General features: G+C 64.6%; 18 protein-coding genes. 4 read left to right on the top strand and 14 right to left on the bottom strand.

What is annotated here, in order from left to right; all coding sequences use genetic code 11:
• Positions 1–34: 34 nt before the first annotated feature.
• Positions 35–805 (bottom strand): thioesterase II family protein, encoded by a 771-nt coding sequence (locus FXN65_RS12680; RefSeq protein ID WP_151133543.1) that lies wholly within the window; start codon positions 803–805, stop codon positions 35–37.
• Between the two features lie 10 nt (positions 806–815).
• Complete coding sequence (locus FXN65_RS12675; RefSeq protein ID WP_028627922.1) at positions 816–1,025, bottom strand: MbtH family protein; 210 nt, start codon at positions 1,023–1,025, stop codon at positions 816–818.
• A 337-nt stretch (positions 1,026–1,362) separates the two neighbouring features.
• Between FXN65_RS12675 and FXN65_RS12670 the strand changes: the two genes are divergently transcribed.
• Positions 1,363–1,926: an RNA polymerase factor sigma-70 gene (locus FXN65_RS12670; protein ID WP_151133542.1), complete on the top strand. Its 564-nt coding sequence runs from the start codon at positions 1,363–1,365 to the stop codon at positions 1,924–1,926.
• 146 nt (positions 1,927–2,072) lie between these two features.
• Here the strand turns inward: FXN65_RS12670 and FXN65_RS12665 are convergent, their stop codons facing one another.
• Entirely contained in the window at positions 2,073–3,089 is a 1,017-nt protein-coding gene (locus FXN65_RS12665) for a GNAT family N-acetyltransferase (RefSeq protein ID WP_151133541.1), read from the bottom strand.
• Positions 3,090–3,231: 142 nt separating this feature from the next.
• Complete coding sequence (locus tag FXN65_RS12660; protein ID WP_151133540.1) at positions 3,232–3,810, bottom strand: CGNR zinc finger domain-containing protein; 579 nt, start codon at positions 3,808–3,810, stop codon at positions 3,232–3,234.
• 177 nt (positions 3,811–3,987) lie between these two features.
• On the opposite strand from FXN65_RS12660, the gene FXN65_RS12655 reads away from it, so the two are divergent.
• From FXN65_RS12655 to acuI, 3 genes are all read left to right on the top strand, one after another.
• A complete protein-coding gene (locus FXN65_RS12655) occupies positions 3,988–4,875 on the top strand; it encodes an alpha/beta fold hydrolase (protein WP_151133539.1) in 888 nt (295 codons plus the stop codon).
• 154 nt (positions 4,876–5,029) lie between these two features.
• A complete protein-coding gene (acuR, locus tag FXN65_RS12650) occupies positions 5,030–5,662 on the top strand; it encodes an acrylate utilization transcriptional regulator AcuR (RefSeq protein WP_151133538.1) in 633 nt (210 codons plus the stop codon).
• A 64-nt stretch (positions 5,663–5,726) separates the two neighbouring features.
• Positions 5,727–6,710, top strand: coding sequence for an acrylyl-CoA reductase (NADPH) (gene acuI, locus FXN65_RS12645; RefSeq protein ID WP_151133537.1), 984 nt, complete (start codon positions 5,727–5,729; stop codon positions 6,708–6,710).
• 24 nt (positions 6,711–6,734) lie between these two features.
• Here acuI and FXN65_RS28425 read toward each other — a convergent pair whose 3' ends face one another.
• From FXN65_RS28425 to FXN65_RS12595, 10 genes are all read right to left on the bottom strand, one after another.
• The gene (locus FXN65_RS28425) at positions 6,735–7,601 is read right to left on the bottom strand and encodes a methyl-accepting chemotaxis protein (protein WP_151133536.1); all 867 of its coding nucleotides are present in this window, start codon (positions 7,599–7,601) and stop codon (positions 6,735–6,737) included.
• A gap of 179 nt (positions 7,602–7,780) precedes the next feature.
• The gene (locus FXN65_RS12635) at positions 7,781–9,040 is read right to left on the bottom strand and encodes an OprD family porin (RefSeq protein WP_151133535.1); all 1,260 of its coding nucleotides are present in this window, start codon (positions 9,038–9,040) and stop codon (positions 7,781–7,783) included.
• 130 nt (positions 9,041–9,170) lie between these two features.
• Positions 9,171–10,385, bottom strand: coding sequence for a benzoate/H(+) symporter BenE family transporter (locus tag FXN65_RS12630; RefSeq protein ID WP_151133534.1), 1,215 nt, complete (start codon positions 10,383–10,385; stop codon positions 9,171–9,173).
• A 119-nt stretch (positions 10,386–10,504) separates the two neighbouring features.
• Complete coding sequence (locus tag FXN65_RS12625) at positions 10,505–11,836, bottom strand: MFS transporter (protein WP_151133533.1); 1,332 nt, start codon at positions 11,834–11,836, stop codon at positions 10,505–10,507.
• A gap of 149 nt (positions 11,837–11,985) precedes the next feature.
• Positions 11,986–12,762, bottom strand: a complete 777-nt coding sequence (locus FXN65_RS12620; RefSeq protein WP_151133532.1) for a 1,6-dihydroxycyclohexa-2,4-diene-1-carboxylate dehydrogenase — start codon at positions 12,760–12,762, stop codon at positions 11,986–11,988.
• A gap of 117 nt (positions 12,763–12,879) precedes the next feature.
• On the bottom strand, positions 12,880–13,893 hold the full coding sequence (benC, locus tag FXN65_RS12615) for a benzoate 1,2-dioxygenase electron transfer component BenC (protein WP_151133531.1): 1,014 nt from the start codon (positions 13,891–13,893) through the stop codon (positions 12,880–12,882).
• Positions 13,894–14,045: 152 nt separating this feature from the next.
• Positions 14,046–14,534 carry a benzoate 1,2-dioxygenase small subunit gene (gene benB / locus FXN65_RS12610; RefSeq protein ID WP_151133530.1) on the bottom strand — a complete coding sequence of 163 codons (489 nt, stop codon included), beginning with the start codon at positions 14,532–14,534 and terminating at the stop codon, positions 14,046–14,048.
• On the bottom strand, positions 14,531–15,889 hold the full coding sequence (benA, locus tag FXN65_RS12605; RefSeq protein WP_151133529.1) for a benzoate 1,2-dioxygenase large subunit: 1,359 nt from the start codon (positions 15,887–15,889) through the stop codon (positions 14,531–14,533). The genes benB and benA overlap by 4 nt, the downstream gene beginning before the upstream one ends.
• A 226-nt stretch (positions 15,890–16,115) precedes the next feature.
• A complete protein-coding gene (locus FXN65_RS12600) occupies positions 16,116–17,075 on the bottom strand; it encodes an AraC family transcriptional regulator (RefSeq protein WP_151133528.1) in 960 nt (319 codons plus the stop codon).
• 138 nt (positions 17,076–17,213) lie between these two features.
• Positions 17,214–18,563: an MFS transporter gene (locus tag FXN65_RS12595; protein ID WP_151133527.1), complete on the bottom strand. Its 1,350-nt coding sequence runs from the start codon at positions 18,561–18,563 to the stop codon at positions 17,214–17,216.
• Between the last annotated feature and the right edge of the window lie 91 nt (positions 18,564–18,654).

Below are 18,654 nucleotides of genomic sequence, written 5' to 3'. Positions count from 1 at the left end.
CTTGCAATCGGTTTGATCGGGGAATGCGGGCGGCTCAGCCACCCGTCTGGGAAATCCTGTCCGCCGGGCGGACGTCCGGGGACCAACCCCAGGAAGAGCGGTAGCGCAGGTGCCGTCCCAGATGGGACTTGAGGGTGCGCAGTACCCGCCCCTCGTTGTCATGGATGAAGAAGTGATGCCCCTCGTGCATGTCGAGGGAGAAGCTGGACGCGGTTTCTTCCTGCCACGCCAGCAGGTCGTCGACACTGATGCTGTCGCGGTGTCCGCCGAGGACATGCATCGGGATCGACAGCGGCTCTCGCGGGTGATAGCGGTACTGGCCGCAGAGCAGGAAGTCGGCGCGCAGCACGGGTAGCAGCAGATCCAGCAATTCGCGATTGGCCAGCACTTCTTCCGGCGTACCGCCCAGGCTGCGCAGCTTGGCGATCAGCTCGGCGTCGCTCCTGGCCGTGGCGAACCCGGAGAAGTCACGCCGCGCCGGGGCGGCGCTTCCCGATATGAACAGCGCCACCGGACGCGGCACGTCCAGCTCGCGCAGGGCATGGGCCATCTCGAAGGCCAGCAGGCCACCGAGGCTGTGACCGAACAGTGCGTAGGGTTGCCGCGCCTCGCCACGGATCTCGTTGGCCAGCCCGCGCGCCAGCGTCAGGACATCGGTCGCGAAGGGTTCGCCATGACGGGAACCACGGCCCGGCAACTCCACCGGGCGGATCGCCAGCCATTTCGGCACCTTGCGGCGCCAGCGGGCATAGGCCATCGCGCTGGCGCCGGAGTACGGCATGCAGAACAGACGCAGTGCGACCATGTCCGTCCCCTCAGGCCGTCACGCCTTCCATCTGCTGACGAAGGCTCAGCGGACGCATGTCGGTCCAGACCTGCTCGATATATTCGAGGCATTCCTTCTTCAGGCCGCTCTTGCCGGCTGCACGCCAGCCAGCCGGGATGGCCTTGTACTCCGGCCAGATGGAGTACTGCTCTTCGTGGTTCACCACCACCTGGAAAATCACGTCGTCACGATCGAACACGGTGCTTCTCTCCTCTGTTGAAACCCGTCCGGGGCGGCTGCCTCCAACGCTTTCACTGAGAAGAACGGATGAGGATGACAAGAAATTACTTCGGGATGTTGCTCGTGCTCGCGACCTGGAAAAGGCGCTTTCCCGTCGCCTGGATCGGGAAACCCACCGCGCCATCAAGAAAGATTCCCACTCGCAACGCGACAGTCCCTGGAGGGAAAGATTCCGACACAATCTCAAATAATGCTAATGATTCTTATTTGACAGTGTATGGCGTTACCACTAATTTTGTGCCCCGCCTCGCCCCCAACCAGAAAAGCAATACCAAGAAAGCGCACAGGTGAACCCAATGCCAGAACAAGGACCTGTTGACTGCGTTGCCGCCGGTCACCCCCACTCATCCCTGCAGGCCTTCATCGATCATCGCTCCATGATGGTCAAGATCGCCGCCCGTATCACCGGCTGCCACTACCGCGCCGAAGACGTCGTCCAGGACGCCTTCTTCAGGCTGCAGTCTGCCCCATTGCTCAAACTCTCCTTCAAGGCGCAGCTGAGCTACATGTTCCAGACCGTGCGCAACCTGGCCATCGACCATTACCGCAAGCAGACCCTCGAACTGCGCCACTCCAGCAGCGAAGAAGAGGGCCTGAACGTGGAACAGCACGCCAGCGCATCCCCCGAAGCCCTGCATCTGCACCAGGAAACCCTGGAGATGGTGGCCAATGCCCTCGGCCAGCTCCCCGAACGCACCCGATACGCCTTCGAGATGTACCGCATCCATGGCAAGCCACAGAAGGAAATCGCCCAGGAACTGGGCGTCTCTCCTACCCTGGTCAACTTCATGATCCGCGACGCGCTGATCCACTGCCGCAAGACGGTCGGAGCCGAGCGCGAGATGTGCAAGGGTGCGTGAACAGCGCGCTCCTGCCCCTTCGTTGTGGGAGCGATTTCAATCGCGAAACAGGCCGTAGGCCTGTCCTGAGATGATCGGAAAGCCGCAGGCGGCTCTTCGCGAACAAATTCGCTGCCACAACCAGACGCTGCCCCTATTTGCCCTCGTCAACACAACTCACAACGCTCGAAGAACCACTCCCGCCCCAGCGCCATCAGCGCCGCGCGCTTGTGGGGAAAGTCGAACTCCTTCTCGCGATAGAAACCCTGGGCCTGCATGTGACCGATCATCCGGGCGTTGTCGGCGCGGGGTTCGGCCACCACCTTGCGGGTGCGGCTGTCGTCGAGGAACAGGTAGTGCGCGAGGGCCGATAGCCAGCTCGCCACCTTGTGCGGGCCACGGTGCTTTTCCTCGCCCACCAGCATGTGGATGCCCCGGTCGTAGTCGTCCGCCGCGTAGAACGGCGCAATGCGGTCTTCCTTGGCCCAGTACGCCTCGAAATAGGCGAAGGGCTCGTCGTCGAAACAGCCGATCAGGGTCAGGGTGTGCGGGTCGTCCGCCAGCTTCTGCAGGTAATCGCGGTGCTGCTCGAGACTGCCGCCCTCCTGCCAGAATTCCAGGACGCGCGGACTGTTCTGCCAGCGGTTGAAGCGTTCCAGGTCCAGTTCGATATCCAGGGTACGCAGGGAAACCCAGCTGCCCAGGCGCGCATCGAAGCGGCGATAGACCTCGCCCCGGGCCTTGGGTGCGCGCAGGGGGTGGCGGCGGCCATTGGCGCTCATCACCATCGTTTGCGGATAGCCGTTGCCCTGGGCGCCACGCAGCCAGGGATCAGGCAGTTGCCAGAACAGGCTGCGCTCGGCGATGAACAGCCCCGCGCTGCCGGGAATCAGCAGCCCGCTACGCACGGCGCGGTCGACTGGGACCTCCAGCCGCCAGGCCAGGCGCTGGTGCTCCGGCGAACGGGCGAAATGCCAATAGCAGAACGCACGGATCGCGCCATCGGCTTGCCCACTTGCCACCTCCTGCAACCGGAACAGCGGCTGGCCTCCCTCCTCCTCAGTGACGACCTGCGCCAACGGCTGATCGCCACGCAACAGGCACAGGCGGCTATTTCCAACTTCGATGGCAAGAAGTTCGCTGCCCGGCAACGGCAGACGATGGAGTCCTTGGGGATGATTCATGGGGTTCTCTCGCTACGACTGGGACCAATACCCAAAGAACGTGGCGAGGCAGCGGGAAATTAAGCTGCACGGGTGAGTCGGTAGTCCTGTGGGAGCAATTTCAATCGCGAATGTATTCGCTCCCACAAGAGAAGAGCGCAGCCTACTGCTGCTTGCGTTTGCGGAACTCGGCCACCTTATGCCGGTTGCCGCACAGCGCCATGCTGCACCAGCGGCGGCGATGGGATTTGGTGCGGTCGTAGAACCAGAGCACACAGTCCGGGTGCTCGCATTCGCGCACCAGGTTGAAGTCGCCATCCACCAGCAGCTGCGCCGCCGCCTCGGCCAAGGGCGCCAGGTACTGTTCAGCGGTAGCGCTTGCCCGCACCTTCTCCAGTCGCGGCTCTCCGCTTGCAGGCCAGTCCAGTCGCAAGTGGCTGGGTGCCGCCAGGAAGCGGTTGAGGACATCCGGCGAACCCTGGCCGCCTGCCTTGCGCTGCTCCACCAGCCCGCGCACCGCTTCACGCAGGGTCAGCGCCGCCTGCAGCAATTCGCCCCTGGCGAAATGCGCCGTGGGCGGTTCCCAGCCGGTTCGCTCCAGCCAGGCCTGGACATCCTCATCGCTGCGCCAGAACTCCAGGGGAGCACCGTCCAGCGCCGCCAGGGTGTTGAGCATGTCCAGCACGGGGTGGTCGGCCAGTACGAAGGGTTCGAGAGGCGGTGAGGAAGCGGCGGTGGTCATGATGGCGCTCCGGAGAGGTGAATGGCGAAAGAGTAACCTCATAAAACGCAAATGAACAGTTACGACGAACGGCGCAAGTAACCCCAATTATATCTATTGACAGGTTACATAACAGGTTCATACTCAGCCCCAGCAGTAACCCTCAAACGTGCTTTTACAAGTTACGGAGTGACCGCCATGACCTCGCCCATCGTGCATATCCCGGTTCGCCACCAATTCGTCGAAGCCGACGGTGTTCGCGTCTTCTACCGTGAAGCCGGCGATCCCGCCGCGCCCACGCTGCTGCTGGTGCACGGCTATCCCAGCTCGTCCCACCAGTTCCGCGACCTGATCCCGCTGCTGGCCGACAAGTTCCACATCATCGCGCCGGACCTCCCGGGGTTCGGTTTCACCGAAATCCCCGCAGAACGCGAATACCGCTACAGCTTCGATGCCCTGGCCGTCACCCTCGGCGCCTTCGTCGAGAAGCTGGGTCTCGAGCGCTACGCCCTCTATGTGTTCGACTACGGCGCTCCCACCGGCCTGCGCCTGGCCCTGGCCCATCCGGAACGGGTCACCGGGCTGATCTCGCAGAACGGCAACGCCTACCTGGAAGGCCTGGGCGATGCCTGGGAGCCGATCCGCGCCTACTGGGCCGAGCCCGGCAACCCCGAGCGCCGCAAGGTGGTGCACGATGCCGTGCTGAACCTGGAAGGCACCCGCTGGCAGTACGTGCATGGCGTGAAGGACCTGGCGCTGGTGGCCCCCGAGTCGTACTACCTGGATGCGCTGCTGCTGGAACGCCCGGGTAACAAGGAGATCCAGCTCGACCTGTTCCTCGACTACGCCAACAACCTGAAGCTCTACCCGGCGTTCCAGGCGTTCTTCCGTGATACCCGGTTGCCGACCCTGGTGATCTGGGGCGAGCACGATCCGTTCTTCATCCCGCCGGGAGCCGAGGCGTTCAAGCGCGATAACCCCAATGCGGTGGTGGAACTGCTGGATACCGGGCACTTCGCCCTGGAAACCCATGTCGGCCATATCGCCCAGCGGATTCGTGAGGTGTTGGGGGATATTCCGGCTTGATGGCGGGCCCTGTCTGTGGGAGCGAATTCATTCGCGATGCGAGCAACGGGGCCGCTTCGCGGCCCCTTCGCGAATGAATTCGCTCCTACAAGGTGCTCCCTACAACATTGGTAGCGATTGACCTTCTAGACGATCAGTCTAAAATCCCCTCCCCATGACCGAAGCCAATTCCAAACCCCGTCGCGGCCGGCCGCCCAAGGTCGATCGCGACTTCGACGATACCCGTGCCGCACTGATCCGTTGCGGCATGGAGATCCTTACCGAGCAGGGTTTCATGTCCACCGGCATCGATGCGGTGCTCAAGCGCGTGGGCGTGCCCAAGGGCTCCTTCTATCACTACTTCGATAGCAAGGAAGCCTTCGGCCAGGCGGTGCTGGAGAGCTACGCCGGCTACTTCGCCCACAAGCTCGACCGCTACCTCCTGCAGGACGACGTGCCCCCACTGCAGCGCCTCCGTGACTTCGTCGAGGACGCCAAGGCCGGCATGGTCCGGCACCAGTTCTGCCGCGGCTGCCTGGTGGGCAACCTGGGGCAGGAAGTGGCCATCCTGCCGGAGGGTTTCCGCCTGCAACTGGAAGCCATCCTGTGCAGTTGGCAGGACCGCCTGGCCGAGTGCCTGCGTGAAGCCCGCACGGCCGGCGAGCTGTCGGCGAATGCGGATTGCGATGGGTTGGCGGCGTTCTTCTGGATCGGCTGGGAAGGCGCCGTGTTGCGTGCCCGGCTGACGCGGGACAACGTTCCGCTGGAGGTGTTCTTCAAGGGTTTTCTCGCCGGATTGCCGCGCTAGCCCCTGTGGGCGCGCGGTTTTTCGGGCCTATTTATAGACGACTGGTCTAATTGGAGGTGTGAGCATGTTCGACGCAATCCTGATCGAGAAGGACGAGGCCGGTTACCGCGCCCGCAAAACCCAACTGGACGAGGCGCAACTGCCCGAAGGCAACGTCACGGTTCGAGTGGACTACAGCACGCTGAACTACAAGGACGGCCTGGCCATCACCGGCAAGAGCCCGGTGGTGCGGCAGTTCCCCATGGTGCCGGGCATCGACCTGGCCGGCACCGTGGAAGCCAGCAGCCACCCGGACTACAAGGTGGGCGACGCGGTGCTGCTTAACGGCTGGGGCGTGGGTGAAACCCATTGGGGCGGCCTGGCCCAGAAGGCACGCCTGAACGGCGACTGGCTGATCCCGCTGCCAGCCGCCTTCAGCCCCCGCCAGGCCATGGCCATCGGCACCGCCGGCTACACCGCCATGCTCTGCCTGCTGGCCCTGGAGCGCCACGGCCTGAAACCCGGCCAGGGCGACGTGCTGGTCACCGGCGCCAACGGTGGCGTGGGCAGCTTCGCCATCGCCCTGCTCGCCCGCCTCGGCTATCGCGTGGTGGCGGCTACCGGTCGTACCCGTGAAGCGGACTACCTGAAGGGCCTGGGTGCCGCGGAGATCATCGACCGCAACGAGCTTTCCGAACCGGGTCGCCCACTGGCCAAGGAGCGCTGGGTCGCCGCCATCGACTCGGTAGGCAGCCACACCCTGGCCAACGTCTGCGCCGGCCTGCGCGCGGATGGTGCCGTGGCCGCCTGCGGCCTGGCCCAGGGCATGGACTTCCCCGCCACCGTGGCGCCTTTCATCCTGCGTGGCGTGAGCCTGCTGGGAATCAACAGCGTCACCCGCCCGCGTGCCGAGCGCATCGCAGCCTGGGACCGTCTGGCGCGTGACCTCGACTTCAACCAGCTGGACGCCATCACCCGCGAGATCGGCCTGGGCGATGCCATCGCCGTGGCTGGCGAGCTGCTGGCCGGCCAGGTGCGCGGCCGAGTTGTGGTGAACGTGAACGCCTGACGCCAAGTCGCCAAAGGGCGCCGCTCAGGCGCCCTCTTCCAACAATCCGGCCATGCGCTGCGCCAGGCTCCGCTGCCCGGCAAGCCGCTGGACGATCCTCTCGACGATTTCCACCCGCGCCGCCGCCCCTGCCCGCATCTCACCCATGGCCTGCAGGGCCGCGGCGGATTTCTCCAGACCGGCGCGGGTGGAGCCGCTCACATGCTCCATTCCCGCCCTCGCCTCTTCAGCGGCCTTCTGCAGGCCTTCGGCAATCAGGCGGATCTGCCCACTGGACTCGTTCGCCCGCAGCGAGAGATTGCGTACCTCATCGGCAACCACCGCGAAGCCCCGGCCATGGGCGCCGGCCCGCGCCGCCTCGATGGCGGCATTCAGGGCCAGCAGGTTGGTCTGCCGGGCGATGTCCTGGATGCTCCCGACGATGGCGCCGATGCGCATGGACTGGCTGCCCAGCTCGTTGAACACCTGGCCGATATGCACCATGTAGGCATCCAGCTCGCCGATGGCACCTGCGGTGGCCTGCATGCTCTCGGCGCCGAGCTGCACCTTTTCGCCGGCCGCGCGGGCCAGGCTGTTGGCGTACTGCATGTCCGCCTCGCAGTGGAGGATGGCGTCGAGCAGCTCGCCCAGTGGCGCGTTCAAGTGGATGCTCGGGGCGACCGGTGCAGGCTCCGGACCGCGTTCGCTGACAACCGGGCGCGCCGGCTCGTACACCGGTACCTCGACCCGCACCTCGACCAGCCGGGGCGGCTGCAGATGGTAAAGCACACCACCTGCGGCAATGGCGGCCAGGGCCAGGCCCAGCATCCAGGCGCTGATGGCGAGATGGGCGGACAGACAAAGAAGGCCGCCACTGCCAAGCAGCAGTGCGGCCAGAAGATTGCGTGGCATGAGAAAAGCTCCTTCTACTTCGCGGGATACAAGGTCCTGTAGAGGTGAATTCATTCGCCAAGGGCAGCGCAGCTGCCCCATCTGGGCCTGAACGTGGCGGGCCTCCGACCCGCCTGGCGATTGAAATCGCCCCCACAGGTAAAGCAGGCCCTGCCCATGCCAGGCAGCGGCCCTCGGTCTTAGAACAGCGTCCAGGTGTAACTCAGGATCAAGCGGTTCTCGTCGATATCGGTGCGGTAGTTGGAGCGCGCGGTGACGTTGCGCACGCGCACGCCGAGCCCCTTGAGGGTGCCGCTCTGGACGGCGTAGCTGATGTCCAGGTCGCGCTCCCGGTCCTTGCCTTCGAAGCCCTGGCCCGTATCCACGTTGTCGCCGGTGATGTAGCGGGTGCTGGCCACCAGGCCGGGAATACCGAGGGCGGCGAAGTCGTAGTCGTAGCGCGCCTGCCACGAGCGTTCGTCGGCGAAGGCGAACTCGAAAGTCGGCACCTCGTTACCCAGCGGGCTGACGTTGGCGAACACCCGTGGGAAAGAGCTGTCACCGAACATGGCCTGGTAGCCAACGAAGAAGGTGTGGCCGCCACGCTTGGCCGACAACAGGGAGAAGAAGGCCTGGTTGTCGATGTCGCCGATCAGTTTCCTGCCGTCCTCGCTGGAGTCGAAGTAGCCGACGTTGGCGCCCAGCACCCAGTCGCCCACCGGCTCGCTGTGCTTGAGGCCGAAGAAGCGCTGGTCATAGATGTCTTCCAGCTGCGCGTACCAGGCACTGGCCGTCGTGCGGTTGGAATTGAAGGCGTAATCGGCACCTGCGTAGTTGAAGGCATCGCTGGACGCCTGGCGCTGCGGCAGGTGACCGAGCATGGCCTGCATCTTGTCGTCGCCGGCCTCGTTGCGCAGGCTGGTGGACGTCAGGTGGCCGCCCTGCAGGGTCAACCCGGCGATCTCGTTGGAGGTGATGCTGGCGCCCTGATAGCTGGGCGGCAACAGGCGGATGTCGCTGAATACCAGCACCGGCAGGTTGGGCTGCAGCTCGCCGGCCTTCAGCTCGGTCCTGGAGAAGCGCATCTTGCCGGCGACGCCGAGACGGCTGTATTCGTCGGCGGCCTCGCCGTCGTCCTGCACCGGCAGCAGGCCGGTGTTGACCCGGTCGGGGCTGCTGTCGAGCTTGATGCCGAGGGTGCCGATGGCGTCCAGGCCGAAACCCACCGGGCCCGGGGTGTAGCCGGACTTGAAGTTGAGGATGAAGCCCTGGGCCCACTCTTCGGCCTTGGACTGTTTGTTCGGGCCGACGATGTCCGAGTAGTCACGGCTGAAGTAGTAGTTGCGCGCCTGCAGGGTCGCGGTGGAGCCGGCAATGAAACCGGACTCGGCGGCCTGGGCGAACCCGGCGCTCACGCCGGCGGAAAGCAGTACACAGAGTTTGCTTGTGTTGTGGGTCATGTCGTCGCTCTTGTTTTTATAGGGACAGAACTCCCCCGCGGGCTCTCTATAGGGGCCCTGGCACGCAAATCGGGAGAGGTGTGGCGATGGCTGCGGACAGCTCCCGCAGCAGGTCCATCACCGGGCTCGGTCAGGGATTGGCTTCGAGCGCCTCCTCCCGTTCCGGTGTCGCCTGGGGCGCACGACGCGCCTTCAGCAGCAGGTGGGCGAAGAGGCCGAAGATCAGCCCCCAGAAGGCCGCCGACAGTCCGAGGAAGGACATGCCGGAGGCCGTTACCAGGAAGGTCACCAGCGCCGCCTCGCGGTCATCCGGCACGGCCATGGAGCCCGCCAGCGCACCGGCGATGGCGGCGAACAGGGCCAGCCCAGCCAGGGCCGCGATCAGCTCCTTGGGGAAGGCGCTGAAGATGGACACCAGGGTGGCGCCGAAGATGCCCAGCAGCAGGTAGAACAGCCCACCGATCACCCCGGCCACATAGCGCTTGTCGCGGTCTTCGTGGGACTCGCGGCCGGTGCAGATGGCGGCGGTGATCGCAGCCAGGTTCAGGCCGTGGCAGCCAAACGGCGCCAGCAGCAGGCTGCCCAGGGCGCTGGCGGAAATGATCGGGCTGGCCGGGGTCTGGTAGCCGTCGTTGCGCAGCACGGCGATGCCCGGCACGAACTGCCCGGTGAGGGCCACCATCACCAGCGGCAAGGCGATGTTGAGCATGGCGTGCCAGCTGAATTCCGGGGCGATCCATACCGGCGTGGCGAAGCCGATCACCAGTGCCGAGGCGTTCAGCTCGCCAGCCGCGAACGCGAAGGCGCAACCCACCACCAGCACGGCCATCACCGCGTAACGCGGCAGCAGGCGGCGGAACGCCAGGTAGGTGACGAACATCGCCAGCACCATCGCTGGCTTGTCCTTCAGCGAGACGAACAGCTGGGTTCCGAAGCTGAACAGGATGCCCGCCAGCATCGCCGCTGAGATGGCCGCCGGCAGCTTGCCGACAATGCGGTCGAAGGCGCCGGACAATCCCACCAGCAGGATCAGCGCATTGGCCAGGATATAGGCCCCCACCGCCTCGTTGAGGCTGATGTCCGGCAGCATGGCCACCAGCAACGCCGAGCCGGGCGCCGACCAGGCGATCACGATGGGCACGCGGAAGCGGATGCTGAGCACGATGCCCAGCACCGCGCTGCCGATGGAGATGGCCCACACCCAGGAGGACAGCACCTCGGCCGGCAGCCCGGCGCTCTTGGCGGCCTGGAAGATGATCACCAGCGGGCCGGCGTAGGAAATCACCGTGGCGATGAACCCCGCCACCAGCGCGGACAGCGAGCAGTCCCTGAACAGGCGGGTCATGGCATCGTTCCCTGAATCGTTCGACGTCGAGGCGCACGCAGCTGGGCGGCGGTGAAAGCGGCCATTTCGGCGCTCCTTTTTCTCATCAGGCAGGGGGCGCCCGAGCGCCCCGCGGCGGATCAACCCTGGGCGGCGGTCGCCAGCGGCACGGCCTTGGGCTGGCGCTGGTGGACGAAGCACATGGCCAGGGCGGCGATGGCACCCGGAATGGCGAAGGCCATGAAGTTCAGTTGCAGCGGCAGGTTGATGCCCAGCAGCGCGCCACCCAGCAGCGGGCCGACGATGGCGCCGTTGCGGCCGATGCCCGAGGCCCAGCCGAGACCCGTGGAGCGGAATGCCAGGCCATAGAATTGCGCGGCGGTGGCGTAGAGCAGGATCTGCGTGCCGATAGTGGTGGCGCCGGCGATGGCGATCAGCAGGTAAAGCAACGGGGTCGGGCTCTTGAAGCCCAGCAGGCTGATGGACACGGCGGCGACGATGAAGAAGGCCACCACCACCCTGGGCAGGTTGAAGCGGTCCCCCAGCCAGCCACCGGCGATGGCGCCGAACATGCCGCCGAAGTTCAGGGCCAGCAGGAACGACAGGCTGGAGCCCAGGCTGTAGCCGGCGTTGGCCATCAGTTTCGGTAACCAGGAGCTGAGCGCGTAGACCATCAGCAGGCAGCAGAAGAACGCCACCCAGATCATCAGCGTGCGCACGCCACGGCCTTCGCGGAAGAGTTCCAGCACCGGGGCACCCTGCACTTTCACTTCGTTCAACACCAGTTCGTCCTTGTCACCGATGGAAGCCTGCGGGTCGATGCGCTTGAGGATGGCGCGGGCCTGTTCGACGCGGCCCTGGCGCAGCAGGAAGCCGACGGATTCCGGCAGGTACCAGAGGACCAGCGGCAGCAGCAGGAGCGGCAGCAGCGCGGCGAAGAACATGGCTTCCCAGCCGAAGCGCGGCAGCATGTAGATGCCCACGCCGGCCGACAGCATCCCGCCCAGGGAATAGCCGCTGAACATGATGGCCACCAGGGTGCTGCGCAGTTTCTTCGGCGCGTACTCGTTCATCAGCGCCACCACGTTGGGCATCAGTCCGCCGATGCCGAGGCCGGCGATGAAGCGGCAGATGCCGAATTCGGTGGGCGAGCTGGCAAAGCCATTGAGCACGGTGAAGCCGGAAAACAGCACGAAGCAGATGGCGATCCCCTTCTTGCGGCCGATCTTGTCGGCCAGGGAACCGAAGGTCAGGGCGCCGAACATCATGCCGAACAGCGCGTAGCTGCCCAGGGCGCCGGCTTCAAGCGGGGTCAGGCCCCATTCCTTCATGAGCACGGGCAGGACCACGCCGTAGATGAACAGGTCGTAGCCGTCGAAGATGAGCAGGAGTGCGCACCAGCACATCACCATCCAGTGGAAGGGCGTGAAGCGCGCGTTATCGATGATCGCGTGTACGTCGAGTTTTCGCATGGCATGTGTCTCTTTTGTTGTTGTTGTGTAGAAACCGCAGGGACGGGCGCGTGACGGTGCCGGTCCGGTGGTGCCCTGTAGGTACTTCTTGGTGGGAGCGAATTCATTCGCGAATGAATTCGCTCCCACAGGTCAATTCCCACAGGCTGTCAGCCCAGGTCACCTCCGCCCACCGGCAGGGTTACGCCGGTGATGTAGGTGGCTTCGTCGGAGGCGAGGAAAAGGATCGCCCCGACCTGCTCGTCGATGGTCCCGTAGCGCTTCATCAAGCTGCTATCGATGGTCTGGTCCACGATCTGCTGGTACCAGGCCTTCTCTTCTTCGCTCTGCTGCGCGGTGTTGCGCGGGATACGGCGCGGCGGCGCTTCGGTGCCGCCCGGTGCGGTGGCGTTGACGCGGATGCCCCGCCCGGCGTTCTCGAAGGCCAGGCAGGCGGTGAGGGCATTCACCCCGCCCTTGGCCGCACCATAGGGCACGCGGTTCACGCCACGGGTGGCGATGGAGGACACGTTAACGATCGCGCCCGCGCCCTGCTCCAGCATGAAGGGCAGCGCGGCGTGGCAGCACCAGAGGGTGGGGAACAGTGAGCGCCGCACTTCGGCCTCGATCTCGTGTTCCTGGTAGTGCTCGTAGGGCTTGGCCCAGATGGTCCCGCCCACGTTGTTGATGAGGATGTCCAACCGGCCGAAGCGCTCCACTGCGGCGGCGGCGACGCGATGGCACTCGGCGAACTGTTCGAGGTCGGCGGTCAGGGCCAGCATCCCGCTGCCCGCTCCCAGTTCGTCCTGCAACTCGAAGACCAGCTCGGAACGGTCCACGGCAACCACCCGTGCGCCCTCCTCCACCAGCCGCTCGGCCACGCGGCGGCCGATACCCTGCGCCGCGCCGGTGACCAGCGCGACCTTGTCCTGGAATCTCTTGTACATGGCAGCCCCTTGAATTGGCTATGCAATCCGTAGGTTGGGCCGAGCTACGCGAGGCCCAACGCAACTCGCGAGTCGTTGGGCTTCGCTGCGCTCAGCCACAACCTACGTCGACATGCGTCACGCCGCGCTGGCGGCGAACTTCTCGTAGTAGAAATTCGCGGGCGAGATGCCCTGCTCGCGGATGTACTGGCTGACCGCCTCGACCATGGGCGGCGGGCCGCACAGGTAGACATCCACGTCGCCGTCGTTGAGGTGCTTCGGCTCGATGTGCTGGGTCACGTAGCCCTTCTGCGGGTAGCTGCTTTCCGGGTTGGCCACGCAGGCGCTGTAGGTGAAGTTGGGGATGCGCGCGGCGAAGGCTTCCAGCTTGTCCATCTCCACCAGGTCGAAGTCGTTGGTCACGCCGTAGATCAGGTGCAATGCATGATCGCTGCCCTCTTCCGCGATCTTCTCCAGCATCGCGGTGAAGGGCGCCAGGCCCGTGCCGCCGGCCAGCAGCAGCAGCGGGCGACGGATGTCGCGCAGGTAGAAGCTGCCCAGCGGACCGGCCAGGGACATGCTGTCGCCAGCCTTGGCCAGACCGGTGAGGAAGCTGCTCATCAGGCCGCCCGGCACGTTGCGGATCAGGAAGCTGACCTCGCCATCCTTCTGCAGGGAGCTGAAGGAATAGGCCCGGGTCTGCTCGCTCCCCGGCACTTTCACGTTGACGTACTGGCCCGGCAGGAAGGCCAGCCTGGCGAGGGACTCGCCCTTGATGGACAGCGAAATGGTGCTGTCGGAGAGCTGGCGCACGGCGCTGATGCTCGCCTCGAAGCTGGCCTGCTGGGTCTTGCAGACGTCGGAGGACGCCGGCACGCGCACCACGCAATCGCTCTCGGCGCGCATCTGGCAGGTGAGCACGTAGCCCTGGGCGGCTTCTTCCTCGCTCAGTGCATCCTCGATGTAGTCCTGGCCCAGGTCGTAGCGGCCGGCTTCGGCGAAGCACTTGCAGGTGCCGCAGGCGCCGTCGCGGCAGTCCAGCGGGATGTTGATGCCCTGCCGATAGGCAGCGTCAGCCACGGTTTCGCTGGGCGTGGCGTCGATGAAACGGGTGACGCCGTCTTCGAAAGTCAGTGCGATCTTGTGAGTCATATCAAACTCCGCAAAACGCGGTCTGGGGCGTCGTGAGCGCAGGCCAGGCAAGGCGGAAGGCGGTGAGAAAGCGGAGTTCACTGTAGTGAATGAGCATTTCGAACCGTCTTCCAACGCAGCATGGGCAAGTGCAACAGCCTCAGGCCGTGTTTTTAGATGTGGTAGATGTCTATTACCTGGCGCACGTAGTCGTTCTTGAGAACGACCTTCTTCGCCTTGATCAGCGGGCTCTCGCCGCGCACGTCGAGGGTGTAGAAGCTGGTGCCGAAGTAGCTGTCCACGGTCTTGTAGCGGAAGCTCAGGGTGTGCCAGTTGAAGCGCACCTTGCACTGCCCATCGGCCACTTCGAGGATCTCGATGTTGCTGATGTTGTGGGAGGTGCGGGTGTCCGGCATGGTCGCGCTGGAACGCTCGGTCTTGATGCGGAACACGCGGTCTTCCAGGCCGCCACGATTGCCGTACCAGATCAGCGAGATTTCGGTCTGCGGGTCTTCGGTCAGCTCGTCGCGGTCGTCCCAGGACGGCATCCAGAAGCTGGCGTCGCTGGCGTACAGCTCCAGCCAGTTGTCCCAGTCCTTGTCGTCCAGGTAGCGCGCTTCGCGGTAGAGGAAGTCGCGCACGGCGTCGTAAGAGATGCTCATTGCACGGCCTCCAGGGGGATCAGTTGCTGCTCGGCCGCGGCGGCCTTGAGCATGGTTTCCTGCCAGTACTTGTGCTGCAGCACGAACAGGCCTTCGTCTTCGGTGCGCACGCCGGAGAGCAGCGGGTGCAGGTCGATTTCCTGGGCGGCGGCGTCGGCGCCTTCGACCCAGTGCTCGGCGCCACGGGACATGTCGTTCCAGCCACGGCTGCCCTGGTAGCCCAGCTGGCAGGAGCGGAATTCTTCCAGGTCGTCCGGAGTGGCCATGCCGCTGACGTTGAAGAAGTCCTCGTACTGGCGGATGCGCTTGGCGCGGGCCTCGGCGCTCTCGCCCTTCGGCGCGATGCAGTAGATGGTGATCTCGGTCTGGTTGACGGAGATCGGCCGGGCGATACGGATCTGCGAGCTGAACTGGTCCATCAGGTAGACGTTCGGGTACAGGCAGAGGTTGCGCGAGTTCTCGATCATCCAGTCGGCACGGGCCTGGCCGAATTCCCGGGCCAGTTCGTCACGACGCTCGTAGAGCGGACGGTCTTCCGGGTTGGCCCAGCGGGTCCAGAGCAGCAGGTGGCCGTGGTCGAAGGAGTAGAAACCACCGCCGTTCTTGGCCCAGCTGCCGGCGCTCATGGTCTTGATCTCTTCACCCGCTTCGCGCTGCTTGCGCTGGTTCTGGGTGGCGGCGTAGTTCCAGTGCACGGAACTCACGTGGTAGCCGTCGGCGCCATTTTCGGCGGTCAGCTTCCAGTTGCCCTCGTAGATGTAGCTGGAGGAACCGCGCAGGACTTCCAGGCCCTCGGGGGACTGGTCGACGATCATGTCGATGATCTTGGCGGACTCGCCCAGGTGCTCGACCAGGGGCTTCACGTCGGCGTTCAGGCTGCCGAAGAGGAAGCCGCGATAGGACTCGAAGCGAGCCACTTTCGTCAGGTCGTGGGAGCCTTCGCAGTTGAAGCTGGACGGATAGCCGGCTTCAGCCGGGTCCTTCACTTTCAACAGCTTGCCGGAGTTGTTGAAGGTCCAGCCGTGGAACGGGCAGGTATAGGAGGAACGGTTGCCGCTCTTGTGCCGGCACAGCTGCGCACCGCGATGGCTGCAGGCGTTGAGGAAGGCATTGAGCTCACCGTCCTTGTTGCGCGCGATGAAGATCGGCTGGCGCCCCATGTTGAGGGTGAGGTAGTCGTTCTTCTCGGGAATCTGGCTCTCGTGGGCGAGATAGATCCAGTTGCCTTCGAAGATGTGTTTCATTTCCAGTTCGAACAGACGCGGGTCGGTGAACATCTCCCGCTTGCAGCGGTAGACGCCCTTCTCTTTGTCGTCCTCAAGCAGCGAGTGCAGGAAATCGAATCCCAGGGACATGGCCAGGGCCTCCGTTGTTATTGTTCAGGCCAGGTCAGGTTAGGGATGCGGGGGAAACGGCAATATCCGCTTTTTGCAGATCGCTATCCGTTTTTTGCAGAGTCCTGGTAAACGCCTGTAAGAGCGAATTCATTCGCGAAGGCAACGCACAGCGTTGCCGTTGTTGCCGCTGCGCACACGCCGATCGCGAATGAATTCGTTCCCACAAGGAAAAAAGCAGGCGAGATCAGAGCCCGCGCCGCTTCAGCGTGTCGGAAGGCAATTCACCAAACAGCCCCTTGTAGCTCTCGGAGAAACGCCCGAGGTGCAGGAAGCCGTAATCCAGGGCCAGCTCGGTGACGTTGCGCACGTTGCAGCTCGGGTCGGCCAGGCAGGCGCGAATGCGCTCCAGCTTCTTCTGGCGGATGTAGTGCTTGGGCGTGGTGCCCAGGTGGCGCTCGAACAGCGCGTAGAGGGAGCGCAGACTCATGCTGGCCTGACGAGCGAGGAACTCGCTGCTGATGTCCTGTTTCAGGTTGTGCTCGATGTAGGCCAGGATGCGCTCGAAGGAGGCCTCCTGGCAGCCCAGGCTCTCGCGGCTGACGTTGGTCTTCATCAGACTGAGCATCTTGCTGGCGACGATCTGCGCGTAATGCTCCTGCACCCTCGGCAGTGCGTCGCTCGCTTCCGCCTCCTGGCAGACCATGGCCAGCAGGTTGACGAAGCCTTCCAGCTCATTGAGCTGGTAATTGTTCTGCAGGAAACGCACGCCGGGGCTCGGCCGATGCCAGCGCTGCTCCTCGCAGATGCTTTCCAGCAGGGTGGTCGGCATCTTCAGGATGAATTTTTCGCAATCGTCCGAATAGGTCAGGTCCACCGGGTCGTCAGGGTTGATCAGCAACAGCTCGCCGGGGGCCAGGTAGTGCTCCTGCTTGTGGCCGCGCCAGAGGCAATGGCCGCTGAGGAGAATCTGCAGGTGGTAGATGGTTTCCAGCGCCGGCGAGGTGACGCGCACGGCACCGCCGTAGCTGATGCGACAGAGGTCGAGGTTGGCGAACTTGCGGTGGTTGAGGCTGGCCTGCGGATGGCCGGCCGAGGGCAGCCGGATGCAGTGCGACCCGACATGCTGGTTCACATATCCGGACACGGCATAGGGGTCCGCACGCTCGAACACCCTACTGCGTTCACTCAGCAGGCGACTATCCATGGATCAGGCACTCTTGTCGTTGTTGTACGTCGCGGGCGTCATGCCGGTTGGCAAGCGCCCGCGATCTTCGTTTCCGGATTCTATGTGAGCCTTTTCCTACATGCCGTGGGTTGAGATGAACGGTTACAGATAAGCCGATCAGGTTGCGTCTGCGTGACTTACCAGCCCCTTTATCACCACCGCGGTAGTCGCGATGGCGGCCGGCACCACCAACGCGGTCAACACTTGTTCGAAGTTCCAGCCCAGGCCCAACAGGGTCGCGCCGATCCAGGCACCCAGGATGGCGCCGAAACGGCCAATGCCGAGCATCCAGGACACGCCGGTGGCGCGGCCCTGGGTCGGGTAGAAGCGCGCCGCCAGGGACGGCATGGCCGATTGCGCGCCGTTGACGCACATCCCGGCCAGCAGTACCAGGGTGGCCAGCAGCGTCACCTCCCCGAGGCTCTTGCCCACGCAATAGGCGAAGACGCCCGCCATCAGGTAGAACGCGCCGATCACCTTGTGCGGATTGAAACGGTCCATGGCCCAGCCCACGCCAACGGCGCTGAGCACGCCGCCGAACTGGAACAGCGCACCGATGAAGGCTGCCTGTTCCATGCTGGCGCCGCTGTCGCGCATCAGGGTGGGCAGCCAACTGGTGAGCAGGTAGACGATCACCAGGCCCATGAAATAGGTCAGCCAGAGCAACAGGGTGCCGGCGCTGTAGGTGCCGGAGAAGATCACCTTGAAGACGTTGCGGCTCTGTACGGTCTTCTGTTCCGGCACGCTGAAGCCGGAGGCGGTCGCCACTTCAGCAGGCGCTATGGGTGCCAGAGCCTTGCGCACCTTGTCCGCGCCCTTGTTGCGTACCACCAGGAAGCGTGCCGATTCCGGCAGCCAGACCAGCAGCACCACGGCGAGCGCCAGCGGCAGGATGCCGCCGAGCAGCAGCAGGCTGTGCCAGCCGTAGGCCGGGATCATCGAGGCGGAAACGAAGCCGCCGGAGGCCATGCCGAGGTTGAAGCCGCAGAACATGCTGGTCACCAGCAGCGACTTGAGGCGCTCGGGGGTGTATTCGGAGAGCAGCGTGGTGGCATTGGGCATGGCGGCGCCCAACCCGAGGCCGGTGAGGAAACGGAGAATCAGCAGTTGTTCGAGGTTGGCGCTGAAGGCGGAGATCAGGCTGAACAGCCCGAACAGGAAAACCGCCGTTACCAGCACCACCTTGCGCCCGAAGCGGTCGGCCATGGGGCCGGAGCCGAGGGCCCCGAAGACCATGCCGATGAGCGCGGCGCTCATCACCGGGCCAAGGCTGGCGCGGTCGATGCCCCAGTCCTGGGTCAGCGCCGGGGCGATGAAGCCCATGGCGGCAGTATCCAGGCCGTCGAGGAAAACGATGAGGAAACACAGCAGCACAACGCGCCATTGGTAGGCGGATAGCGGCTGGGCATTGATGAAGGATTGGACATCCAGGGTGCCCGTGGCGGGCAGGTGGGCTGGGCTGGTCATGCAAGTATTCCTGCGATTGGCCCTCCTCCGCATGCGGGCCATTCTCTGCGGCCTCTGACGGGGAAGACTCGGACTGGACAGGAATGAGGGT

It is taken from the genome of Pseudomonas lalkuanensis (assembly GCF_008807375.1).
In the GTDB taxonomy this organism is placed as follows: Bacteria; Pseudomonadota; Gammaproteobacteria; order Pseudomonadales; family Pseudomonadaceae; genus Metapseudomonas; species Metapseudomonas lalkuanensis.
Note: the sequence above shows the minus strand (reverse complement) of the source record. Positions and strands in the feature narration are given on the sequence as shown.

Coding starts and splice junctions, on each gene's coding strand:
- FXN65_RS12680 (WP_151133543.1), bottom strand. CDS start 805: ATGGTCGCACTGCGTCTGTTCTGCATGCCGTACTCCGGCGCCAGCGCG.
- FXN65_RS12670 (WP_151133542.1), top strand. CDS start 1,363: ATGCCAGAACAAGGACCTGTTGACTGCGTTGCCGCCGGTCACCCCCAC.
- FXN65_RS12665 (WP_151133541.1), bottom strand. CDS start 3,089: ATGAATCATCCCCAAGGACTCCATCGTCTGCCGTTGCCGGGCAGCGAA.
- FXN65_RS12660 (WP_151133540.1), bottom strand. CDS start 3,810: ATGACCACCGCCGCTTCCTCACCGCCTCTCGAACCCTTCGTACTGGCC.
- FXN65_RS12655 (WP_151133539.1), top strand. CDS start 3,988: ATGACCTCGCCCATCGTGCATATCCCGGTTCGCCACCAATTCGTCGAA.
- acuR (WP_151133538.1), top strand. CDS start 5,030: ATGACCGAAGCCAATTCCAAACCCCGTCGCGGCCGGCCGCCCAAGGTC.
- acuI (WP_151133537.1), top strand. CDS start 5,727: ATGTTCGACGCAATCCTGATCGAGAAGGACGAGGCCGGTTACCGCGCC.
- FXN65_RS28425 (WP_151133536.1), bottom strand. CDS start 7,601: ATGCCACGCAATCTTCTGGCCGCACTGCTGCTTGGCAGTGGCGGCCTT.
- FXN65_RS12635 (WP_151133535.1), bottom strand. CDS start 9,040: ATGACCCACAACACAAGCAAACTCTGTGTACTGCTTTCCGCCGGCGTG.
- FXN65_RS12630 (WP_151133534.1), bottom strand. CDS start 10,385: ATGACCCGCCTGTTCAGGGACTGCTCGCTGTCCGCGCTGGTGGCGGGG.
- FXN65_RS12625 (WP_151133533.1), bottom strand. CDS start 11,836: ATGCGAAAACTCGACGTACACGCGATCATCGATAACGCGCGCTTCACG.
- FXN65_RS12620 (WP_151133532.1), bottom strand. CDS start 12,762: ATGTACAAGAGATTCCAGGACAAGGTCGCGCTGGTCACCGGCGCGGCG.
- benC (WP_151133531.1), bottom strand. CDS start 13,893: ATGACTCACAAGATCGCACTGACTTTCGAAGACGGCGTCACCCGTTTC.
- benB (WP_151133530.1), bottom strand. CDS start 14,534: ATGAGCATCTCTTACGACGCCGTGCGCGACTTCCTCTACCGCGAAGCG.
- benA (WP_151133529.1), bottom strand. CDS start 15,889: ATGTCCCTGGGATTCGATTTCCTGCACTCGCTGCTTGAGGACGACAAA.
- FXN65_RS12600 (WP_151133528.1), bottom strand. CDS start 17,075: ATGGATAGTCGCCTGCTGAGTGAACGCAGTAGGGTGTTCGAGCGTGCG.
- FXN65_RS12595 (WP_151133527.1), bottom strand. CDS start 18,563: ATGACCAGCCCAGCCCACCTGCCCGCCACGGGCACCCTGGATGTCCAA.